At 52.0% G+C, this 20946-nt stretch carries 18 protein-coding genes; 3 read left to right on the top strand and 15 right to left on the bottom strand.

Annotated features, from left to right (window positions below; translation table 11 throughout):
• Positions 1–40: 40 nt before the first annotated feature.
• Both V7051_RS09275 and V7051_RS09270 read right to left on the bottom strand, forming a co-directional pair.
• On the bottom strand, positions 41–931 hold the full coding sequence (locus V7051_RS09275; protein ID WP_333874690.1) for a carbohydrate kinase family protein: 891 nt from the start codon (positions 929–931) through the stop codon (positions 41–43).
• A gap of 230 nt (positions 932–1161) precedes the next feature.
• A complete protein-coding gene (locus tag V7051_RS09270; RefSeq protein ID WP_333874691.1) occupies positions 1162–1968 on the bottom strand; it encodes a helix-turn-helix domain-containing protein in 807 nt (268 codons plus the stop codon).
• A 157-nt stretch (positions 1969–2125) separates the two neighbouring features.
• Between V7051_RS09270 and V7051_RS09265 the strand changes: the two genes are divergently transcribed.
• Positions 2126–2587, top strand: a complete 462-nt coding sequence (locus V7051_RS09265) for a hypothetical protein (RefSeq protein WP_333874692.1) — start codon at positions 2126–2128, stop codon at positions 2585–2587.
• 289 nt (positions 2588–2876) lie between these two features.
• Positions 2877–3398: a class I SAM-dependent methyltransferase gene (locus V7051_RS09260; protein ID WP_333874693.1), complete on the top strand. Its 522-nt coding sequence runs from the start codon at positions 2877–2879 to the stop codon at positions 3396–3398.
• On the opposite strand, the gene V7051_RS09255 is transcribed toward V7051_RS09260, so the two are convergent.
• The 13 genes from V7051_RS09255 to V7051_RS09195 form a co-directional block, all read right to left on the bottom strand.
• Positions 3388–3897: an HPP family protein gene (locus tag V7051_RS09255; protein ID WP_333874694.1), complete on the bottom strand. Its 510-nt coding sequence runs from the start codon at positions 3895–3897 to the stop codon at positions 3388–3390. The genes V7051_RS09260 and V7051_RS09255 overlap by 11 nt on opposite strands.
• Before the next feature lie 86 nt (positions 3898–3983).
• Entirely contained in the window at positions 3984–5186 is a 1203-nt protein-coding gene (locus V7051_RS09250) for an NAD-dependent formate dehydrogenase (protein WP_333874695.1), read from the bottom strand.
• Between the two features lie 184 nt (positions 5187–5370).
• Positions 5371–6396 (bottom strand): peptide-methionine (S)-S-oxide reductase MsrA, encoded by a 1026-nt coding sequence (gene msrA, locus V7051_RS09245; protein WP_333874696.1) that lies wholly within the window; start codon positions 6394–6396, stop codon positions 5371–5373.
• 244 nt (positions 6397–6640) lie between these two features.
• Complete coding sequence (locus tag V7051_RS09240; RefSeq protein ID WP_333874697.1) at positions 6641–7606, bottom strand: LysR family transcriptional regulator; 966 nt, start codon at positions 7604–7606, stop codon at positions 6641–6643.
• Positions 7607–8127: 521 nt separating this feature from the next.
• Positions 8128–9291: a molybdenum ABC transporter ATP-binding protein gene (locus V7051_RS09235; RefSeq protein WP_333874698.1), complete on the bottom strand. Its 1164-nt coding sequence runs from the start codon at positions 9289–9291 to the stop codon at positions 8128–8130.
• A gap of 260 nt (positions 9292–9551) precedes the next feature.
• A complete protein-coding gene (locus V7051_RS09230) occupies positions 9552–9980 on the bottom strand; it encodes a TOBE domain-containing protein (protein ID WP_333874699.1) in 429 nt (142 codons plus the stop codon).
• A 20-nt stretch (positions 9981–10000) separates the two neighbouring features.
• Positions 10001–11128 (bottom strand): molybdenum ABC transporter ATP-binding protein, encoded by a 1128-nt coding sequence (gene modC / locus V7051_RS09225; RefSeq protein WP_333874700.1) that lies wholly within the window; start codon positions 11126–11128, stop codon positions 10001–10003.
• A gap of 5 nt (positions 11129–11133) precedes the next feature.
• On the bottom strand, positions 11134–11820 hold the full coding sequence (modB, locus tag V7051_RS09220; RefSeq protein ID WP_333874701.1) for a molybdate ABC transporter permease subunit: 687 nt from the start codon (positions 11818–11820) through the stop codon (positions 11134–11136).
• 9 nt (positions 11821–11829) lie between these two features.
• Positions 11830–12594: a molybdate ABC transporter substrate-binding protein gene (gene modA / locus V7051_RS09215; RefSeq protein WP_333874702.1), complete on the bottom strand. Its 765-nt coding sequence runs from the start codon at positions 12592–12594 to the stop codon at positions 11830–11832.
• Between the two features lie 124 nt (positions 12595–12718).
• Positions 12719–14206, bottom strand: a complete 1488-nt coding sequence (locus tag V7051_RS09210; protein WP_334181136.1) for an alginate export family protein — start codon at positions 14204–14206, stop codon at positions 12719–12721.
• 802 nt (positions 14207–15008) lie between these two features.
• Positions 15009–16352: a di-heme oxidoreductase family protein gene (locus tag V7051_RS09205; RefSeq protein ID WP_333874704.1), complete on the bottom strand. Its 1344-nt coding sequence runs from the start codon at positions 16350–16352 to the stop codon at positions 15009–15011.
• The gene (locus V7051_RS09200) at positions 16349–17788 is read right to left on the bottom strand and encodes an ABC transporter substrate-binding protein (protein ID WP_333874705.1); all 1440 of its coding nucleotides are present in this window, start codon (positions 17786–17788) and stop codon (positions 16349–16351) included. The genes V7051_RS09205 and V7051_RS09200 overlap by 4 nt, the downstream gene beginning before the upstream one ends.
• A 15-nt stretch (positions 17789–17803) precedes the next feature.
• Positions 17804–19801, bottom strand: a complete 1998-nt coding sequence (locus V7051_RS09195; RefSeq protein ID WP_333874706.1) for a TonB-dependent receptor plug domain-containing protein — start codon at positions 19799–19801, stop codon at positions 17804–17806.
• Positions 19802–20060: 259 nt separating this feature from the next.
• Here V7051_RS09195 and V7051_RS09190 point away from each other — a divergent pair, with 259 nt between their 5' ends.
• Entirely contained in the window at positions 20061–20879 is an 819-nt protein-coding gene (locus V7051_RS09190) for a TOBE domain-containing protein (RefSeq protein ID WP_333874707.1), read from the top strand.
• Positions 20880–20946 lie beyond the last annotated feature (67 nt).

The following is a 20946-nucleotide window of genomic DNA, read 5'->3' as shown; positions in this document are numbered from 1 at the left end:
GTTGCTTTAGCGAGTAGCTCGTATGATGCGGGTGTGAAAACTATAGGGTTTGGTTAAATAACGAGGCATGTTCTTCCCGGCCGGGTAAGCCCGGACGCGCGCCCATGTGCGTGCAGCACAAAGAACCTGCGGCGCTCGCATAGCGAAGCAGGGTTTGCCAGTCCAGGCCGAGGGCAAGCCCGGCGGCAAAAGCGCCGTGAAAAGCATCGCCGGCACCGGTGGTGTCAATAGCGGTAACAGGGTAGGCCGGTGCTGCGCCTTGTTCATTGCCGCGTTGCCAAATCAGTCCTCGTTCGCCTAAGGTGATGACCACAACAGGCGCAAGTTCAGCCAGTCGGCTTAAGGCTTTATGCTCGTCCTCCGCGTATTGGTTGGCAAATTTTTCCGAACAAACCAGGTAATCGACTTTATTCATCAGAGCCAAGGTGCCTTCATGCACGGAACCGGCATCCAATACTGTCGGAATTTTGTTTTGCCGGGCTTTTTCGGCAAGCGGCAACGAGATAAACGGCTCATGCCCATCGAACAAAATGACTTTTGCCCGAACATCGCTAAAGTCCAGCGCGTCGGCCGGTAATGCCTGGGTGCCGCCCTTGTAATTGATCAAGCAGCGCTTCCCGTCGGGGCTTACCAAGATGGCCGATAATGGGGTAGGGGAGGCGCCGCGAACGACCAGTGCTGTGTTAACGCCGGAATCGTTGAGTTCCTGTAGATGCCTGTCGCCGTATAGATCGTATCCCAGGTAGCCTGCAAAGGCCGATGTCAAACCCAGCCGTGCCGCGCAAACGGCGGCATTGGCGGCCGGTCCGCCGCCGCAACTGAGCAGGTCGTCGGCAACGGTTTTTTCATCGGCGCCCGGATGATGGCTTACCGCAAAAATTAAATCGTAAGAGGCATGGCCTACGCACAGCACATCAATATTAACAGTCATGATTAACAAATTATTTAAGGGGCATTTAGGTGGTTGATTTACGGCTTAGGATTTGGTTGGAAATAACTTCCCGACTTGAAATACCCTGTAGGGGCGAATTCATTCGCCCAAGGCGATTAAAATCGCCCCTACAAATGGGGATTCAAGGAAATTATGTATAGCCGGATCCTTAGCTATTAAAAGCTATCTGATCAGGCAAATCAAAAATACGTTCCGCGTCTTGTTGCTGTTCAGCGTTGCAAGCGCGCCAGTTTTTGCAAGCCTACCGTAGGCGGCGCGCCGAAGGTTTTGCGGAATTCATGGCTGAAATGGGCCGAGTCCGAGAAACCGGTAGCATGCGCCGCGGTAGTGAAGTTACTGCCTTTGATGATCTCGCGTATGGCTTTTCGTATCCGGTTCCAGCCGCGATAACGGCGGAATGGAACGCCGATTTGTTGCGTGAACAAATGCTGGAAGCGCGAGGCGGACAGCCCGGCCGTTTCGGCCAGTGTTACGACCGAGGTCAGGTCGTCGCCGTGTTCGAATAAAAAATCCACTATCCGGGATATGCGGGGGTCGATCCGCCCGGCTTTTGCGCGCCGTTTGGAAAAACTCATCAGGTCGTCCAGGGGCTCAGCAGTCCAATGAGGATTGTAGCGATCTTCGTAAAGCTCGCGCATGAACGAAATCTCCCCGGCGGTGCCGACCAAAGCGCCGTTTGTCTCACGCGTATTGCGGATCAGAGGTTTCAACGCATCGGCTCCGGCAATGTTCGGTTCGATATAAAATACAGTCAGCGGATCGCCGCCTATATCCAGCTCATGCAGGACACCGGCCGGAATAACCGCCGTGCGGCAGGACAGCCAATCGCCGCCGTGCAGGCGCAGGCGGAAGTTGCCGTAAATGCCGGCAAGAAAAACCGGCGCGCCGTGCTGATGGCTGGCGTTGTAGTACAGCGGCCCAGTGAAAAAGGTCCGGCCTTCGCTGATGTCCCAAAGCGCGTCGAACTTTACGATTTCTGTCGCAGCACGTTCATACAAGCGAAGACGGTCTGTCATTATTTATACTCCTTATTGTCTCGATCCAGCCTCAGGCGTTTTTACGCAGTCTAGCCAAATCGCCGGATATTAACAACTGAACAATGGTTCGAGCGGTGCGCCGATAGTGGCGTTTAACAAGAAGGGCGAAAACCCGGATATAACGATGAGGATAATCATGACAAACCAAAAACCGATAACGAAGACCCACCTGTTTCTTTTGGCGTTTGCCGGACTGTGTCTGGCGATAGCGCTTACCATCGCCTGGGTGCTCGGCTTTACGCTGTTTTTCCCCGATGGCACCTTGGCTGGACACCTCGTCGAACGGGCCGACATTATCAGGGCCCATATCGATTATTTAATGATGTCCCAATTCCTGTTTATCTTTTTCCTGCTGTTTCGGCAATATGCGATCGATCCGCCGGTCTGGGTCGTTGCCGCCTGTTGTTTCGGTGCGTTTTTTAATCCGTTGTCATTCCTGGTCAGGGGCCTGACGCCAAAGCCTTCTGTTGCGATTCCTGTCGAAGCGCATTTTCCGTTTCAGGCTGGGTTGAGCTTCACATTGACAACAGTCGGTTTTTTGACCGCCGTTGCGCTGGTGGTCAGGGCGGTTTTACAAGCGAGAGCGGTGCAGGATTGAGGCTACTTGCACCCTGTCTGAACGGATAATAAAGCCGCAGAGCGTGCCGTGGAACTAAGGCGCGCACGGGGCACGCTCTACGTCTGAAGATTTCAGATCAACCAAGCCCGTTTTAAATTCGTCTTAGCGTTGCTACGCACTCTATTATCGAGACAATCACTGTAGAATGACAAATGCAGAGGCATGTGGCTTTTATCAAGACTCGGTAAAATAATAAAAACCGGCAGCTTGAGTTCAAGTCCATTTATTCAATAACTCCACGGCAAGGTATAGCCAAGGTTCGCTCACGATGAGTCACCATTTGCTGGAAAAACCATCGCTCTGGATCGTTAAATACGCTCCTTTGATACGTAAAGGAGGGTGGGTACTCGACCTTGCCTGCGGTAATGGACGTCATGCGATCCGGCTTGCTGAGCAAGGCTACCAAGTCGATGCGATTGATCGCGATGCCGAGGTAGTATCCGGTATGGTCGGGATGGACAATATCAACGTGTCTATTGCCGACCTTGAAGCAGGCGACTGGCCTCAGTCAGAGCAAAAGTATGACGGAATCATAGTCAGCCGTTATCTGTACCGGCCGATGCTCAGCACACTTGCTTCATTGCTTAATCCGGGCGGAGTGTTGATTTATGAAACCTTTATGACGGGCAACGAACGTTATGGCAAACCAAGCAATCCCGATTTCTTGTTGCTGCCGAATGAACTATTCGATGTTTATTCACCGTTGCTGAATATCGTTGCATTTGAGCAAGGTGAGCAGCAAACGCCAAGGCCTGCGGTTATGCAGCGTATTTGCGCTACTAAGAATTAGCTGTCGGTTGATGAATGGCGCGAGTTATTTTGTAGATAAGATGCGCCAGAAACAACAAAACTATTACGCCTGCCAAAGTTGGAAATAATAAAAACGGCCAATCCGGCCGGGTTAAGAAAATAATCACCGGATTGGAACCGGCCGGCGGGTGGACGGTTCGTGTGACCAGCATCGCAGCCAACGCGGTGCCGACAGCTAAAGCCATGCTCCACCAATCGGGGCCGAGGAATTTGAGAAAACCCAAGCCGATTAAAGAGCAAAGGAGGTGGCCGACGATCAGATTACGCGGTTGTGAAAATACCGCATCAGAAAATCCGAACAATAAAACACAGGAAGCGCCGAAAGAACCCAATATCCACGGCTGGCCGGAAAGTTGGCTCAGGGCGGCAATAGCGGCAATGGCCAAGCTGGAGCCCAATCCGGCCAAAACGATGTGCGATAGGGAAGGGATTGGCGGAAGAGCTTTAGCGCCATTTCTTGTTTTATTTTTAAGCGTCATCAATTAAGCCCTTCCAACCAAAATCGGTAAAGGAATACGCAGGGTATTAACCGGCGCATCCCCGTTTTCAGTTCAAACGATTATTATCAATCCTTCTTGAACTTGGCCGCTTCTTCCGATCCGCCGGTGGCATTGCCCTTACTGTAAGAGTGCGCACCGACGCCGGCCAACTGGCCGCCCTGGACAATCAGGTATTCGTCCCGAATAGGCCGGTTTTCAAAGTAGCACTCCAGGATTTCGCGAGTACCGGCAGCGTACCGTGTCTGCGCCGACAGGCTGGTGCCGGAAATATGCGGCGTCATGCCGTGATTCGGCATCGTGCGCCATGGATGGTCGTTTGGCGCCGGTTGCGGGAACCAGACATCACCGGCATAACCTGCCAGTTGGCCGCTTTCCAGCGCATTGACAATCGCATCGCGGTCGCACAGCTTGCCGCGCGCGGTGTTGATCAGGTAGGCGCCGCGTTTGAAGTTCTTCAACGTCTGCTCGTTGATCATGTGCTCGGTTTCAGGATGCAGCGGACAGTTTAAGGTCACCACGTCGCACACCTTGGTCAGGCTTTCCAGGCTGGAGTGATAGGTCAGGTTAAGTTCCTGTTCAACCGCTTCCGGCAGACGATGGCGATCCAGATAGTGCAGTTTCACGTCGAACGGTTTGAGCAGGCGCAATACGCGCAAACCTATACGGCCGGCCGCGACGGTGCCGACGTTCATTGCTTCCAGGTCGTAGGAACGCGCCACGCAGTCGGCAATATTCCAGCCGCCTTTGATCACCCAGTTGTAGGACGGAATGTAGTTGCGCACCAGTGCGAGCGTCATCATGACCACATGTTCGGCAACGCTGTTACTGTTGCAGTAAGTCACTTCGGCAACGGTAATGTTGCGTTCCATCGCGGCCTGAAGGTCGGTGTGGTCGGAGCCGATACCGGCGGTCACGATCATCTTCAGGTTTTTCGCTTTGGCGATGCGTTCGGCGGTCATATAGGCCGGCCAGAACGGCTGGGAAATGACGATCTCGGCATCGTGCAGCTCGCGGTCCAGAACACTGTCGGCGCCGTCCTTGCTGGAAGTCACGATCAGTTGATGACCGTTCGATTCCAGGTATTTACGCAGGCCCAACTCGCCTGAAACGCTGCCGAGCAACGCGCCCGGTTTGAAGTCGATGGCTTTAGGGGTAGGCAGTGTTTGCCCGTCAGGGTAACGCTCCGGCTGAGGCAGGTCGTCACGGGCATAGGATGTTGGATAACCGTCGATAGGATCATCGTAAAGAACCAGAATAATTTTTGCCATTTTGTTTTGCCTTAATAATATTTGGGGGAGGGTGCGGCCGCGATGCGGACGGCCCTGATTTATCCCGGCCGGGTGACAGTATTGTCTGCTTGAGGAACGATCTGCGTCTAATCGTTTTGAGGTATGATTTAATAGCTTGCAGCTATCAAGGGAGGTGAATTTCTGCTGAGAGTCTTTACGCTATCTACTTGATGGGCGTTTGATCAGCCAACCATGTCCAGAAGTGTTGAGCGCTTTGATAGCCGGTATAGCGGGCTACTTCATGCCGGTTTCTGAACAACACAATGGTTGGGGTGGCAAATAATTCCTGATTAAGGGTCCAGCCCTCAGGCGGTGTTGTTAAATTGGTGGAAACAATTGGCATAGGATTTTTCCAGGACGATAACACCTCTTTGTCGAATTGCCTGCAATAGCCGCATTCAACGGATTCAAAAGCAATCAATTGTTCTTCGGTATTAAGTTTGATTTGTTGCCAATCTTGCCCGGAGTCTGCGGATTGAGTTGTATGGGGCTTTGCGCTTGCAATTGGCATACTTGGATCGAGATAAGTAACGCCGGTACCGCCCAAACCGCAATAGCCCAGCGGGTTCTTATCCAGGTAATCCTGATGATAGGCTTCGGCAGGAGTATAGTTTTGTAGCGGAGCGATTTCAGTGGTAATCGGCTGGGCGATGCCGGCCGTTTTTAAGTTGGTTTGATAGATGTCGCGTGTTTTTTCCGCCAGCTGGCGTTCTTCATCGCTACGATAAAAGATTGCACTACGATAATTGCTGCCAATGTCATTGCCTTGGCGATTACCTTGAGTGGGATTATGGCTTTCCCAAAACTGAATCAAGACTTGTTCAAGAGACGTTTGCTCAGGATCGTAATAGACTTTAACCACTTCGGCATGGTTTTTTATGGCTTTGCCTCCGTGTATAGCTTCTTCGATGTCATGGAGCGTTTGGTAGCTTGGATGGAGGATATCGCCGCCGGCGTAACCGGCTTCAACATCCAAAACGCATGGCAAGGCTTGCATACGTTTTTCCGCCCCCCAAAAACAGCCCATTCCCAAGACGATATAAGGCGTATCAGGGCCGACAGTCGACTTATTCAACCAAGGATTGGCATTTTTGACCCTAAGCAGTGGCGGGTTCAATAATATTCCTGTGGCAATCACTAAAATGGCCATCATGCTTAAAGACCAAAATGCGCGATGCCGTCTAATCATTGTTATGTTCCTTTTTTAAACTTATTTAGGATATGGTCAGTAATAACTTCCCGACATGGATTAGGTGAAATTTTTCCGTTCGCCCAGAGTCTGCCGAAGGGGCAGCACGAACGGCTCGACGACCGAAAGCAGCGATTTCGGGAAGTTATTTTTAACCAAATCCTTAGATGATAAATCGGCTTGGTTTTGCCAAATCTAATAGAGATAACTCTACACCAACCCTCGGTAATGTTGCACATAAAAATCATTTTCCCAGATGAACGGGGGGTGACCCAAAAAATTGCGATAACTCGCAACCGTTCTGGGCTATCAATGAGTCAAATCGGTGTTGCAGATCGAGGCCTTGAGCAATGTTCCAGGCGGCATCCTGTAATGGCGGCGGCAACTCCTGGCGGCGGGCTATCAGGCCGATTTCCCGCGATAGTTCCGGATTCAATGGTATGGCGGTGACTTCCTGGCGCATTTCAAACAGGCTTAACAGGCTGTGCGGCACCACGCTGTATAGGCCTGCGCTACGAACATAGGCGTATAGCGCGAATACCGAGTCGGTTTCCAGCATGATGTTGGGAGTTATGCCCGCTTCGCGAAATGCAGCATCGATCAGGCGGCGGTTTTGCATGTTCGGCGTTAACAGGCACAACGGCAGTTCCGCAATATCGGCCCAGCCTAAATTGTCTTTAAAAAGCCTTGGGTCTGGACTGCGAGCCAATAGCACATGACGTTCGCGGTACAGCGGTAGAGTACGGAAACCTTTCAGTCCGGGATCTTCAAGATAAGTCAGGCCTAAATCAAGCTCGAAGTTGTCGAGTTGACGAACCAAGTCGTCGGCGCACAACGAAACCAGTTTGACGCCAACGCCCGGATAATCGCGCTGGTAAGGTTCGGTTAATAAAGGCGCCACGGCCAGCGTAGTGGGAATGGCGCCGATGCGAAGCGTACCGGTGAGTTGCTTGTTGCATTGCGCCGCTTCCTGCCTCATGCATTCCCAGTTTTGCGCCAGAATCCTGGCCCATTGCAACAGGCGTTCGCCTTCTGCAGTAAAGCCCTGAAAACGCTGGCCGCGGCGGACGATGGTAACACCCAGTTCTTCCTCAAGATGTTGGATGGCGGTGGACAAGGCCGGTTGGGAAACGTGGCATATTTCAGCCGCACGGCCGAAATGTTCTGTTTTCGACAATGCCAGCAGGTAATGGATTTGACGGATAAACATGGCGGATTCAGTTATATAAGGCTCGATTAAAAAAGCCTGTCAAAAAATAAGGCGGCGTTTGGGCGATTACCGCGGAGATTAGCTTGCAAATGAATCAACACAATTAAGCGGCAGTTTGTACCGGCAAACTGTGTCTGCATTGCCTCATTATATACTTTACTACATATCGATATAGTAAATACGACAAAATCCGTGCTGAATAAATCTAACAGGCTATTTATAAATATAAATTAAATTTGGCATCAGGGCTGCTTGGTCGGAGTCTGCGCTGGGGCCGCATACCTTGACTCTCAAGCCCGCAGCCTATAATCCGGCAGTCAACCGTGAGGCGCTGACGTTATTTAGCGAGCGAGTCCGCCCACTGTTGTGATGTAGATATATGGCGGTTTACACAATACTTTGCAGCTGTACCGGTGTGAATCATTGGAGAAAAAGCGCCGATGATTTTTATCTGGAGTCATTGAACTGCCGCTTATCTTGCAGAGTGCGCTCTATAACAGCTTGCGGCTTTTCCTGGTTTGTTAGCGTAGATCGTCCTGGCCGGCTGCGTCCAGGAAATAATGGCCGTCGCCGTGGTTGATTACTCGCTGGTAGGGCAGGGCGTCGAGTTCGGTCAGGTAAGTAATGGAATGGGTTTTGATCAGGCAATAAATAAATTCACCCTCCTGCAAGGCCATGTCCCGGCATGCTCCCGGTGTAATCTCTGCCAACAGGGTGCTGCCGCAATCGACTTGTACAATGATGCTTTCTCCGCTGGGAATCAGCGCGCAGATCTGGCCCTTGATTTGATTTTGTATCGATATGCCGTCGATATAACGGCGGGATAAAGCTACGTCATTGGCGTGTATCGATACTTGCGCCCGGCTGCCGATAGCTAAATGCGGCCGTAGCGGTAAGGTTAGCGGCAGGCCGAAGCTGTGGGCCAGACTGCAACCGGCAGTGTAGTCGTGCCTGCTGATCGTCACCGGCAAAATATTGTCGATTTGGCGAATGCCCAGATAGCGCAGCATGCCTTGCTGTTTGGTGGCTTCGAGCAGCGAGCCGTTGTGCAGTACTTTACCTTGCTCCAGCACGATCAGACGGTCGGTCAGTTCCAGGATTTCACCCAAGGACTGACTGGCATACAGTACCGGCAAGTCGAGCTCATTTTGCAAACGGTTCAGGATCGGCAGCAGCTGTATTCGATAGCCGTTGCCGATCGCGGCGAAGGTTTCATCCAATAACAACAGGCGCGGCGATTTCAGCAGCGAGCGGGCCAGCGCGACCCGTTGGCGTTCACCGGCGGAGAGCAGTTCGATGATATGATTGAGGATAGGCCCCAGTTCTAACAGCTCGATTAAAAAATCCAGCTTGAAAATGCGGCGGTGTTTCAGCGTGCGATTATAGGCGGAGGTCAGGTTGTCGCGAACGGTTTCGGTTGAATCGGCGCAGTCGATCTGCAATACCGCGCCTACAGGACGCTGTTCACGCGGCATCATGATGCCTTTGCGGCTGTCGAACATGATTTTGCCGTCCAGCACGATATGTCCGCTTTGCGGCTGAATGGTGCCGGCAATCAAGCCGAGCACCGTGCTTTTACCGGAGCCGGATTTGCCGAACAGGCCGACGCTGGAGTCGCTGATAGACAGTCGCGTAGTCAGGTCGAAATGTCCGCGGTGCAGTTTTACATTCATTTCCAGCAGCATGGTTACCTCTGTTAATTAGAAATTGGACAAGTTGCCGGGCTTCACAGCTTGCCCTGAGCTTGTCGATGGATTATCTCGTTCTCACGCCGTACTGCCATATTGTAGGAGCGGGCCATGCCCGCGAATTATGCAATCGTCGCCCAAATATCGCGGGCGCGGCCCGCTCCTACTCAATGGCAGCGGCGCAGCATGTGGGAACGAAAAATTAAAGGTAACCCGGCTGCAAACGAAATACGGATTGCAGCCGGGTTACACGCATATCAACCCTTGACAGCCAGAATCACCGCACCGGCTTTAAATACGGCCGTGGCTGGATTGCCTTTACTCAAGCCCAAGGCTTCGACGCTGTCATTGGTTACCGTGGCGGCAACCTGCTCGCCGCCTTTTAACTCGATATCGACTTCAGCGTTGACTGCGCCGGGTTTAACCTGGGTTACCGTGCCTTGCAGCTGGTTGCGCGCTGAAAGCCGGTAGCCGCCAAAATCGGTGACGATGATGATTTGCGGGGCTTTGATCAAAGCAATGATTTCGATACCGGTCTTGATTCCCAGCGTTTCGACGGATTCCTTGGTAATCGAGGCAACAATGGTTTCTCCGCCTTTTAAGCCGATATGAACTTCGGCATTCACTGCACCGATAAGTACCTCATTAACGGTACCGGTAAATTGATTTCGTGCACTTGCTTTCATAGTAAATCTCCAAGAATTGATTAATTTAATAATGATGTGCCCTTGATCTGCACGTAAACCGCCATGCCGATCTGCAAATTCAGCATGATCGCCGATTTGCGGGTGATATGCGCCAGCAGCGTCTGCTTGCCGACCTGGTCGTGTAGGTTCCCTACCGATTGTGACACTTCGGCCATCCTTGGCAGTCGTACTTGTACCACAGTCTGTCCGTCGCGGCCATTGGAGATACCGGTGACGGTCGCGGGCAGCACATTGAGAATGCTGGTGGCTGACGGCGCTTCAAGGGCGATACTGACATCGCGGGCGTAAATCTGTACCCGTAACGGTGTGCCGATCTTTGCATTAATCGCCGGCAGGCTGAGGGAGCCTCCGGCAAAAGCGACATGGGTCAGGTGATAATCGGCTTCATGTTCGGCGACGGTCGCCTGCCAAACGGTGGAGGCCTCCCGGTCTTGCGCCAGCGGTACGTCGAGACGGCTTTGCGTTTCCGCCAGCGGGCCCGAAGCCAGTGTCCGGCCGTCTTCCAGAATCACCAGCGTGTCGGCCAGTTGCGCGACCTCCTGTTGCGAATGGGTGACGTACAGCACCGGAATGTCCAATTCCTGGTGCAGGCGGCTTAAAAACGGCAGGATTTCCTGTTTGCGTTTGAAATCCAGCGACGCCAGCGGTTCGTCCATCAGCAGGATTTCAGGATTTAAAGCCAAGGCCCTGGCGATAGCGACCCGTTGCCGTTCGCCGCCGGACAAGTGTCCGGGCATGCGCTCCAGCAGATGGCCGATGCCCAGCAGCTCAACGGTCTGGTCCAGTTTGACCGTGCCCGAATTGTGTTTGATCCGTTTCAAGCCGTAGTGCAGGTTATCTTGCACGGTCAAATGCGGAAACAGGTTGGCTTCCTGAAACACATAGCCCAGCGGCCGTTTATAAGTGGGCAGGAACAGGTCATGCTCGCTGTCCTGCCAAATATGGCCGTTGATTTCCAGAAAGCCATGCTGTGCCTGTTGCAGTCCGGCAACGCAGCGCAACAGGGTGGTTTTGCCGGAGCCGGAATGGCCGAACAAGACCGTAATGCCGGTGCCGGGCAGCTTTAAGTCGACGTCCAGCTTAAAGTCGCCGTAATCGAGCTGGAAGCGGGCCTGCATTGTGGTCATGTTCATCACTTAAGCGGGTGGGCGACGGGTTGCGTTTTCAGTACGGTATACAGCACCAGCAGCACGCTGAACGAAAACAGCATCAGAATACCGGCCAGCCAGTGGGCTTCGGTATATTCCAGCGCTTCGACATGATTGTAGATTTGCACCGACACGACGCGGGTTTTGTCCGGAATATTGCCGCCGACCATCAGCACCACGCCGAATTCGCCAACGGTATGGGTAAAGCCCAAAATCGAAGCGGTCAGGAAACCGGGTTTCGCCAGCGGCACGATCACGCTGAAAAAAGTATCCAAAGGTCCTGCTCGTAAGGTTGCGGCTGCCTCCAAAGGCTGTTCGCCGATGGAGGTGAATGAGGATTGCAAGGGCTGCACGACAAATGGCAATGAATAGAGCACCGACGCGACCACCAAGCCTGGAAACGTAAACGGCAAGGTGCCCAGGCCCAGTTCGGTGGTTAAATGGCCGATGGGGCCGTTCGGTCCCAGCATGATCAATAAATAAAAGCCCAATACCGTCGGCGGCAGCACCAACGGTAAGGATACCAGCGCATTACAGATAGTTTTCCAGCGCGATGTCGTACGTGCCAGCCACCAGGCTAGCGGCGTTCCGAATAACAGCATCAGCAAGGTGGCGATGCCTGCAACTTTGAACGTCAGCCACAAGGTGGCAATATCGGCAGCGTTTAACATATTTATAACTTAGTTAGCCAGGTCGTAACCGTATTTACGGATAATCGCGAGCGCTTCAGGCGATTTTAAAAACTGCATCAATGCCGGTGCAGCCGGATTTCCCGCCCCGGTTTTCATCAGTATCGCATCCTGGCGGATCGGCTTATAAAGATCGCTTGGGATTAGCCAGCCCGAGCCGCCGGCAATTTTGCCGTTATCGATGACTTGCGAGAATGCTACAAAACCCAGCTCGGCATTGCCGGTGCTGACGAATTGATGGGTTTGCGCGATGTTTTCCCCTTGTACGAACAAGGGTTGCAGTTTGTCGAACAGTCCCCGGTTTTTCATGACTTCAACCGCTGCCGCACCGTAAGGCGCCAGTTTCGGATCGGCCAACGCGATATGCTTGAAACCGCCTTTACTCAGGACTTGCCCTTGGTCATCCACTAAACCCGGCGTGGCCGACCATAACACGAGTTTTCCAAGCGCATAAGTGAAACGGGTGTTAGGTACGGCCAATCCCGATTGTTCGAGTTTTATCGGACCTTTGTCGTCGGCGGATAAAAATACTTCAAACGGTCCGCCGTTTTCAAATTGCGAAACAAATTTGCCGGAGGAACCGAACGACAAATTGGCCTTGTGACCGGTGGATTTTTCAAAAGCCTCGGCGATTTCGGTCATCGGCTTGGTGAAATTGGCTGCGACGGCGACCAAGGTTGTTGCGGCTGAGCCGATGGACGTAGTCAGCAGCAAGCCTAATAATAAAATGGAACGGAAAGCGGTGTTTTTTAACATGTGTATCTCCGGAATCTGGAAAAATTACTCACGATGGAAGATTTTGCGGTATTTAAGGCAATTTGGAGCGACTTCTGCTCGCCAACGCCTTAAATACCACATGGACTATTTAAAAGTCGACGGTTTAAAATCTCAACTGGCTTGTGACAAAGAAGTAGTCAGTATCAGCTCCAGGTGTCGTTGCGAAAGTCGCCCCGGTCTGGGCCGCGCCGGTTGCATTGGTTTGTTTTGCCGATTTGGCAAAGTCCCCTTTAAATAAGTGATACCAGCCCGCGTCAAAATTGAGGCTGCTGTTAAAGTTGTAACGCCCGGTAAAGCCTATTTGATCTCCGACATAACTGCCGTTACCTCCGGCAAGACCTGGAGTGGTGCCCGCTGTACAAGCCGGTCCGCCCCAGCAGTCTTGGCCCTCAGCCAGCCATATTAAGCGCTGTTGGAACCTGAATGACATGTCATTACGGGGTGCAAAATCCAGTTTATAGCCGGGCGAATTGATGTTGGTGCGTTGAAACGCCCCATAGATACCGGCAGGCCCAAAATCGAAGTCCGAAGCGCCGTAAAGCGGATCGAACCGTGAGTCTTCACCACTGGCCGATGTGTCTTTCCAATTTTTATTGCCGCTCGCGTAGTCGTGTTCCAAATAAAACCTTGGCGACCAAGGCAAGTCAAAGCTATAACCCGCTTCGATATGGGAAGACCAGGCTTCATGTTGTTTTTCAGTGTTCGCAAAAGCGCCGGTCGCTGCATACTTGACGGTACCGAATTGGCCTATGCCTTCCGCGGTAAAGTCATAGGTACCTTTACTGGGTTTTTGGTAAATACGGATGCCGGGCGTGAAATAACGGCGGTTTCGAGTGGGATTAAGCCGGCTGTCCCCTTCGTCGAGATGATAAAGATACACTTCGGCATTAACTTCTTTGTAAAGTCTGCTGCCTTCTAAAATACCGCCGGAAAACCAAGTCCGGGTATCTTCTTCATCCCACTGATGATGGTTAAGCAAATCTGCATTGGGCGTAACTGAATTATAGTTGGGGAACCGGAGCACCGGCATCGTTGCGAATGCATTGAATTGCCAGTGGTCGTAATCGATGACTCTGACCCGAACGCCGGTAAAATTGTTCACGGTATTCCGGAAGATAGGTCTTGCTATCAGTCTTCGGCTACCCAAATCCATGGTTTGGCGCCCCGCTTTGACCTCAACCCCTTTTCCGCTGAAAAACAAATTTTGATCAGTCCAAGATACATAGCCTTGAGCGAAATCCAAGGTATCGACCGAAGCGTTATTGGGAGGATTGGGCGTGTTATTGGTGCCGTCATCTGAGAGAGTCGTTCTGGCATCCATAAATTCCGCTGCAAAACGGAATTTACCCAGTTTGGCCTGTATCCAAAGGTCGGATTGAAGCGCAATCTGCTGGTCGCCTCCGCCGGCCTTAGGGGCCGGAGCGGGTTGTGAAGCCTTGAATGTATCCGACACAGATTCGTAGCGGGTTCTTTGCTCAACGCCCACCGATAGCCATTCAGGCAAACCGAGCGTATCGTGCAAATTCCAAATCGGTTTTTCGTAACTATTGCCTAATAACGGGTCTTGCATCATAAAGTTGTATGCTGCCATTGGCGCGCGTGAGTAGCTAGGAGGCGGCTCGGCGGCTTGAAGGCTGCCGCTTATGCAAAAGCCGCTTCCGACAAGTAAACCGAGGGTATGATTAACAGTAATGCTGGTACGAGATTTTTTTCGCATCATCAATGGCCTATGATTGTAATTTATGATATTTGCATCGGCATTGATATGTCGATGCATGCGGATCCTATTCGGAAAAAACTAAAATAAGATACCGCTCTAGTTTAACTCATTATATACATTAGTATATAGCGCATTTAGTTCTAAGCAATCGATGTGCCAGCCTTTAATAATCCTTTCACAGTGTTGAATTATATTGACTGAATTCGTTATGTCAAAGTGTAAATAACGTAGTAATCCATACATTTTATCGGGATTTGTAGGGTTACCGACAATGCGTTCACTCAACATTATCTTTGCACCGTTGAATTGAAGAGTGTTTGTTGGAATGCGGACAACAATTTTATCTATAAAGCGGCACCCAAGCCGTTTGTTGGGCATTTGAAGAAAAAATGGAATGTAGAGTCATTCCATTGATAGCGGGAATAAGGATTAGGTTAAAAATAACTTCCAGAAGTCACTGTCTTGAGTCGTAGGCCGTTCGTGCTGAGCGCAGCCGAAAGGGCGGGTGAACGAAAAAATTCCACCCGATCCATATCGCGAAGGATGCGCTTCATTTTGTTCAGCGCATCCTACCCCAGAAATAAAGCTTACCAGGATGGCACACGCTTTTCATACCCACGCGGAACAATCTCGGCCATGCAAACGGTGGGCAAAACCGCCTGACCACCACTGATTAAAGCGACTCCAAAAAACGAATAACCGCCAGCCGTTCCTCGGTAGGCAGATGGGCGAAACCTTGTCTGCTCGATAAAGCTTCGCCGCCGTGCCATAGCACGGCTTCGGTTAAGTTGCGCGCGCGGCCGTCGTGCAAGAAATAGCTGTGCTCGTTGATGCGCTGGATTAAGCCTATTCCCCACAACGGCGGCGTGCGCCATTCCCGTCCGTTGGCTTGAAAGTCGGGACGGCCATCCGCCAAGTCTTCACCCATGTCATGCACCAGCAAATCGGTGTAAGGGTGTATAGTTTGCCCGGATAATATCGGCAATTCCAGAAATTCCCCGGTTGTCAGAAGCGGCGTGTGGCAGGCCGTGCAACCGATAGCTCTGAATAGTTGCTCGCCTTTTTGTACGATTGGATCGCCTAAATTGCGCCGGGCCGGAACTTGCAGCAGACGCAGGTAAAGTAGCACGGCTTTGAGTTGGGCATAGTCCAATTCGGGTTGCCGAGCTGACAGTGTCTGTTTGCAAGCGGTTTGAGCGGCGGTGCAATTTTCCTCGGGATGTAATGGCGAGGTAATCCCCATATCGCCGATAAATGCCCCGGCAATTTGTTGTTTGAGCGTCGCGACATTGGCTTTGAGCCCGAAGCGGCCGATCACGGCGCATTGCCGTTCGTCGTCCCAAATAACATTGGGATGGCCGTGGACGCCTTGCCGTTTACCCTTCTCGGCCAATTGCAGGATGGTTTGTTCCGGGACGGCTTCCAGCAAACCTAGGCCGAACACAGGCGGCCCGACGCGCGGAGAAAAATGAATATCGGCGGGCAGCGGTCCGTATTGCAGGTCGGCGAATCGATATAAAGGCGTCCTCAGCGCAATAGTTTCGCCATCGGCCAGCGTAATGCTATGTTCGCGGTAATCGACGCTGACCAGTCCTTCGCCGGGTACGCCGGGCACACCCTGTTCATTCAGCTGAGTGCCGTAAACCGGATGCGGCAATGGGCCGCCGTGCGGGTCTTGGCCGGGCAGGCTTAAGCGCACCAGCATCGAGCGCATGGCCTGTTGCGGCGTTTCCGGCGGTTGTCCGCGCCCGTTTTTGGCATGACAGGACAGGCAGGACAGCTGGTTGTAAAGCGGCCCCAAGCCTGTTGTCTCAATGTCCTTGGCCGGAGCAATCACCCAGCTCTGCCGGAACAGGCTACGTCCGCGAAACGCTTCGCTTAACTGTTCGGGAGTGCTATTCGGATTGATTCGGGAGTAGGCTTCCCGGCTGTTGTCCGTTACTTCGAAGCTGCTTCCGGCTTGTGCGCTTGCCAAAGCGCACAAGCCCAGCATGATGCCCAGTAAACGCTGCATCATGGCCCCAGCTGTTTTAACAGGTTTTCGGCTTCGGCATAGCGGCTGTCGATTTCTTTGCTCCATGCCTGTTCCAATGCTTGCGCTTCGGCCTCGGCTTTTTTATCGGTAGAGCGTTCGCTGAAGGTCTGTTGCAACGTTGGCGTTTCAGCCTTGGCCGCATTGACCGGTACGCCGGTTAATAACTGCCGGATCTTGACCAACCGTTCCGCCTGATCGGCTTTAGCGGACTGTTGATGTTTACGTAATTGCAGCCAAAGATTTTGTAGGCGCTGAAGATGATCGCTAAACAGCCGGTCGAATAAGGCGTTATTCAAAGCCAGACGAGGTGAGGCGCGGCTGGGATCGTAAACCACCGGATGCGCTTTTGTTTCGCTGAACGGATCGAAATAGTGGTCGGGTTTATCCGCATAAACGGAAGCCCGTACCGGCAGTTTACGAATGTCCGGATGGAACAATAGCTTTTGGCCCCGATCCGATAATACGAAACTGACGAAACGCCTTGCCGCATCAGTATGCTGGCTGGCGGCGGCGATCGCGATATGCGCAGGCGAATAGGCGACAGGTTCCGGGTAGATAAAATGTAACGGAGCGCCATTGGCAGCGGCCGAGGCGGTGAAAAAGTCGATGGTCGGGGCGATGCCGCGTTCGCCGGAACCGATGATGTCGGTAATAAAGGTGGAACCGGATTCGACCAAGCGTGCGTTGGCAACGATGTCGGACAATAACGCCCACCCCGGTTCCCAGCCGTATTGCTGTAATACGCTGTCTATCATCATCGGTGCAAAACCGACGCGGGACGGAACCGGCAAGGCCAAATGACCTTGATAATGCGTGTCGGCCAAGTCCTGCCAGGTTTTCGGTGTTGCCAAGCCGTGTTTTTTCAAGTAATCCGCGTTGACCGCAAAACCGTAACCGGCCATTTCGGTCACGCAAAAATAGCCGTCCGTATCGACAAGCGGCAGTGCGCCGAGACTATCGGCCAATCCGCTACGGTCGATGCCGAGTTTTTGCCAGGCGTGTTGCTGCTTAAGCACCATGAAATTGCGTTGGCTGGCCGACCAATACACATCTACGCCGCCTTGCTTAGGCTGTTTTAAATACGGCAGCGCATCATGCGGCATTTTCCATATCACGGCCAGATCAATGTCCGGGTAAGTTTGTTCGAAGGCCGTTTCGTAGCGGGATACGACGTCTTCAGGATAAGCCGTCAGTACCGTCAGTTTTTCTTTTGCGAGCGCCGGATTGGCGCATAAGCCGACTATCAGCCATGCCAATGCGTGTAATAGGATGTAGGCCGGAATAAGCCCGCCCGGCGATAGCAAGGGGGGAGCGTTTCCGGCATTCGGAGTGCCGGAAACGCCGGTTCTCGCTATCGCTCGAACCGGCTTATTCCGGCCTACTATAAGCCATACCAATGCGTGTAATAAATGAGTCATAACCTCTCTCCTGGCTCAGTAGCTAAGATTGATATTGGCGAAGTAATTCCGGCCCTGCTCAAAAAAGCCTTCTTCGTATGCATACAATTGATCGGCCACGTTATTGACGCCGAATTCCGCATTCAAGTTTTTGTGCACAATGAAGGTGGCTTTGAGGTTGCCGATGACAAAATCTTTCGCTACCCGGGTGCCGGTGGTGTTGCTGTAGCGCTTGTCGTTGTATTCGGCGCCGGCGAGCAGGCGCAGATATTGAATCGGTTGATATTCCAGGTAAGTGAACACTTTATGCTTGGGCGTATCGAGCGGAAAGAATTGCGGGTTAGTAATGTTGTTGCGGTCCAGCCAGGTGTAATTGAAATGAGCGCGCCATTGCTCGTTGATTGGCGCGGTCGCAAATACTTCGACCCCGAGATTTTCCTGCTTGCCTATATTCTGTAATTGAAAGCAGGGCGGCGTGCTGCAACTGTTATTAGGTAGCGTGACGCTATCGATGGTGTTATCGATTTGGCTGAAAAACAGGTTGCTTCCGTAATCGATGAGATTGAAAGCTTTGCCGCTCAGCCCCAACTCGTAATTCAGTGCGTTTTCCGGTTGCAGGCCGGGATTCGGCAAAGCGCTGCCCAAGCGGTAGGAGAAGCGGTCCTTGATGGTTGGAAAGCGGGTTTTACGAGCGATGCTGGCATGAAGCTGCAAGTCGTCGAGCAATTGATAAAACGTACTGCCCTGAATGTTATAGGCGTCTTTGGTGCCGCTGAGCGGGAACGAGACCAGTCTGTTGTTAAGCAAATTTTGCGCTTGAATCTGTTTTTGCTGCTCATAGCTGGTCCCGACGACAAATTTGAGGGCGTCGGTAGGTGTGTAAGTATTCTCAAGCGCATAGGAGAACAATTCGTCGGCAAAACGTTGCTGCGGCTGGCCGGTGTTGCCGACTTCTCGGTGTACGTCCTGCTTATAGCTGAAGGCCAGTTTGATCTCATTTTTGTTAAACCAGGTATTGCCGTATTCGATGCCGCCGCCAAAAGTATAATCGTCATAACGGCTGTCGAACGCATACGGTCTTGAGATGGTGTTATAGTTCGCGTTGTCGAATGATTGCAGGCTGTTCTGGAAGGTATCGTGGTAAGCGCGCAGTTTGACGGTGTGATCGTTGCCGAATTGGGTTTTGGACAGAAAATAAACGCTTTCCTTATCCCAGCTGGGCCAGCGCCAATAACGAGGCGCGACGGTTGGATCGGATCCGGCATAAGGCGGCGTATCCTTGCGTCCGCTCTGGTTGCTGTAAGTGATTGCGTATTCGTCGGTGTCATTGGGCGTCAAGCCAAGCTTGATGTTGCCTTTATAGTCGGTGTTGCCGGAATTTTCGCGTATGCCGCCGTTTTCGCTCGCGGTCGCTTTAAAATCGTCCGGCAAACGCCAGAATTGCCGGTCCAGGTATGATGCGCTGCCCTGGACATACCATAAGCCTTGGTTCGATCCGAAATTTAACGCGGTTTGGTAATAATTTGCGTCGAATTGCGAATCCATGCCCATGCCGGTGGTAAGATTGGCTTCCAGTTTTCGGGACGGACGCCGGCTGACCAGATTGACGCTGCCGCCCAAGGTATTCGGGCCGTATAGCACCGACGCATTGCCTTTGCTGACGTCGATCTGGCCGATATCGAAGGTGGTAAAGCGGTTTAAATCGACATTGCCGTCGTAAGGCACATACACCGGGATGCCGTCCATAAACAAAGGCACTTGCCGGGAATTGAAACCGCGGACATAAATCAGCCGTTCGTTGCGCGCGCCTAAATTCTGTACAGAGACACCGGGCAGCAGGTTTAAGGCCGAAGCAACGTCGTTGCGGTTATTGCGGCTTATATCCTCGGAGGTGATGGTTTCCTTGTCGGAAAGTTTTTCTCGATCGGCTTTGGCATTGACTTCAATAACGCCTAATTGAAAAACATCTTCGTCCGCTGCCAGTGTTACTTGGGACAAAGTAGTCATCGTTAATAATAAAACGGGGGTACGCATGATTTCACCTGCCGGTCGGTTAGCAAATGTGGGATTGGTTTTGCATGATCAATAGACATGAATGGCCTATAATCATGAGCATTGTTCTCACATTGATGTTTATGGGTTATATAAAGTTTGGATTTGGTCGCTTTCATTAGGATGAGAACGAGTTTATTTTAGTTCGTTATATACTCAAGTAAATAAAGAAAAAGGAAATAGCTTATTTCTGATATGGAAATAACGTTCAACTCAATTTTTACAACGCACGTAACCACTTATGACTGACAGCTCTAAACGCAAGACTATTTCAACAGCATGGGTCGATGGCGAATTACGCTTAGCCGGCCTGGACAGCCGCATGATCGGTTTGCTAAGGGCGATAGATCAAAGCGGTTCCATCAATCAGGCTGCCAAGCAGGTGGGCTTGAGTTATAAAGGCGCCTGGCAAATTATCGAAAGGGCCAACAACGGTTCGCCGAAAACATTGGTCAGCACCGCTACCGGCGGCAGCAAAGGCGGTGGTACTTGTTTAACCGAGGCCGGACGCTCTTTGTTGGCGCTGTTTACCGATTTGGAACAGCAGCATCGGCAGTTTCTTGAGCAACTCAACCGGAGTCTCGCCGACGATACCAATACGGTTTTGCTGTTACAGCGCCTGGTGGTTAAAACCAGCGCCCGCAACCAGCTTTTTGGCAGCATTGTTGCCATTCACGCCGGTGCGGTGAGTGCCGAGATTGTTGTGAGGTTAAAAGGCGGAGACCAGGTTATTACCAGCGTCACGCTGGCATCGTTGAATGAGCTTGGCCTACAAATCGGTGCCGATGCGGTACTGTTGATCAACAGCGCCGACATTACACTGTTAACGGATGCCGACTCCAATTGTTTTTCAGCGCGTAACCGCTTATCCGGAAGCGTGATTCGTGTGCTGCAAGACGAGGTGAACGCGGAGGTGATTGTTTTGTTACCCGGCGGCGAAACGCTGGTTGCGATGATTACGCAGCAAAGCGCACAAAATCTGGCGATTATGACCGGCATGCCGGTATCGGCGATGTTTAAAAGCAACGCCACGGTTCTCGGCGTCATGCCGCCGCTTTGATCGCTGTTAGTCCATCATCAACAATCGACATGCTCAAGTTTGCTATGGATCTAAAGGTTCTGGATTT

Source organism: Methylobacter sp., assembly GCF_036845245.1.
GTDB lineage: Bacteria > Pseudomonadota > Gammaproteobacteria > Methylococcales > Methylomonadaceae > Methylobacter_A.
Note: the sequence above shows the minus strand (reverse complement) of the source record. Positions and strands in the feature narration are given on the sequence as shown.

Excerpts from the sequence above, each read along its gene's own strand:
- V7051_RS09275 (WP_333874690.1), bottom strand. The coding sequence starts at position 931 with ATGACTGTTAATATTGATGTGCTGTGCGTAGGCCATGCCTCTTACGAT.
- V7051_RS09270 (WP_333874691.1), bottom strand. The coding sequence starts at position 1,968 with ATGACAGACCGTCTTCGCTTGTATGAACGTGCTGCGACAGAAATCGTA.
- V7051_RS09265 (WP_333874692.1), top strand. The coding sequence starts at position 2,126 with ATGACAAACCAAAAACCGATAACGAAGACCCACCTGTTTCTTTTGGCG.
- V7051_RS09260 (WP_333874693.1), top strand. The coding sequence starts at position 2,877 with ATGAGTCACCATTTGCTGGAAAAACCATCGCTCTGGATCGTTAAATAC.
- V7051_RS09255 (WP_333874694.1), bottom strand. The coding sequence starts at position 3,897 with ATGACGCTTAAAAATAAAACAAGAAATGGCGCTAAAGCTCTTCCGCCA.
- V7051_RS09250 (WP_333874695.1), bottom strand. The coding sequence starts at position 5,186 with ATGGCAAAAATTATTCTGGTTCTTTACGATGATCCTATCGACGGTTAT.
- msrA (WP_333874696.1), bottom strand. The coding sequence starts at position 6,396 with ATGATTAGACGGCATCGCGCATTTTGGTCTTTAAGCATGATGGCCATT.
- V7051_RS09240 (WP_333874697.1), bottom strand. The coding sequence starts at position 7,606 with ATGTTTATCCGTCAAATCCATTACCTGCTGGCATTGTCGAAAACAGAA.
- V7051_RS09235 (WP_333874698.1), bottom strand. The coding sequence starts at position 9,291 with ATGCTGCTGGAAATGAATGTAAAACTGCACCGCGGACATTTCGACCTG.
- V7051_RS09230 (WP_333874699.1), bottom strand. The coding sequence starts at position 9,980 with ATGAAAGCAAGTGCACGAAATCAATTTACCGGTACCGTTAATGAGGTA.
- modC (WP_333874700.1), bottom strand. The coding sequence starts at position 11,128 with ATGACCACAATGCAGGCCCGCTTCCAGCTCGATTACGGCGACTTTAAG.
- modB (WP_333874701.1), bottom strand. The coding sequence starts at position 11,820 with ATGTTAAACGCTGCCGATATTGCCACCTTGTGGCTGACGTTCAAAGTT.
- modA (WP_333874702.1), bottom strand. The coding sequence starts at position 12,594 with ATGTTAAAAAACACCGCTTTCCGTTCCATTTTATTATTAGGCTTGCTG.
- V7051_RS09210 (WP_334181136.1), bottom strand. The coding sequence starts at position 14,206 with ATGGCAGCATACAACTTTATGATGCAAGACCCGTTATTAGGCAATAGT.
- V7051_RS09205 (WP_333874704.1), bottom strand. The coding sequence starts at position 16,352 with ATGATGCAGCGTTTACTGGGCATCATGCTGGGCTTGTGCGCTTTGGCA.
- V7051_RS09200 (WP_333874705.1), bottom strand. The coding sequence starts at position 17,788 with ATGACTCATTTATTACACGCATTGGTATGGCTTATAGTAGGCCGGAAT.
- V7051_RS09195 (WP_333874706.1), bottom strand. The coding sequence starts at position 19,801 with ATGCGTACCCCCGTTTTATTATTAACGATGACTACTTTGTCCCAAGTA.
- V7051_RS09190 (WP_333874707.1), top strand. The coding sequence starts at position 20,061 with ATGACTGACAGCTCTAAACGCAAGACTATTTCAACAGCATGGGTCGAT.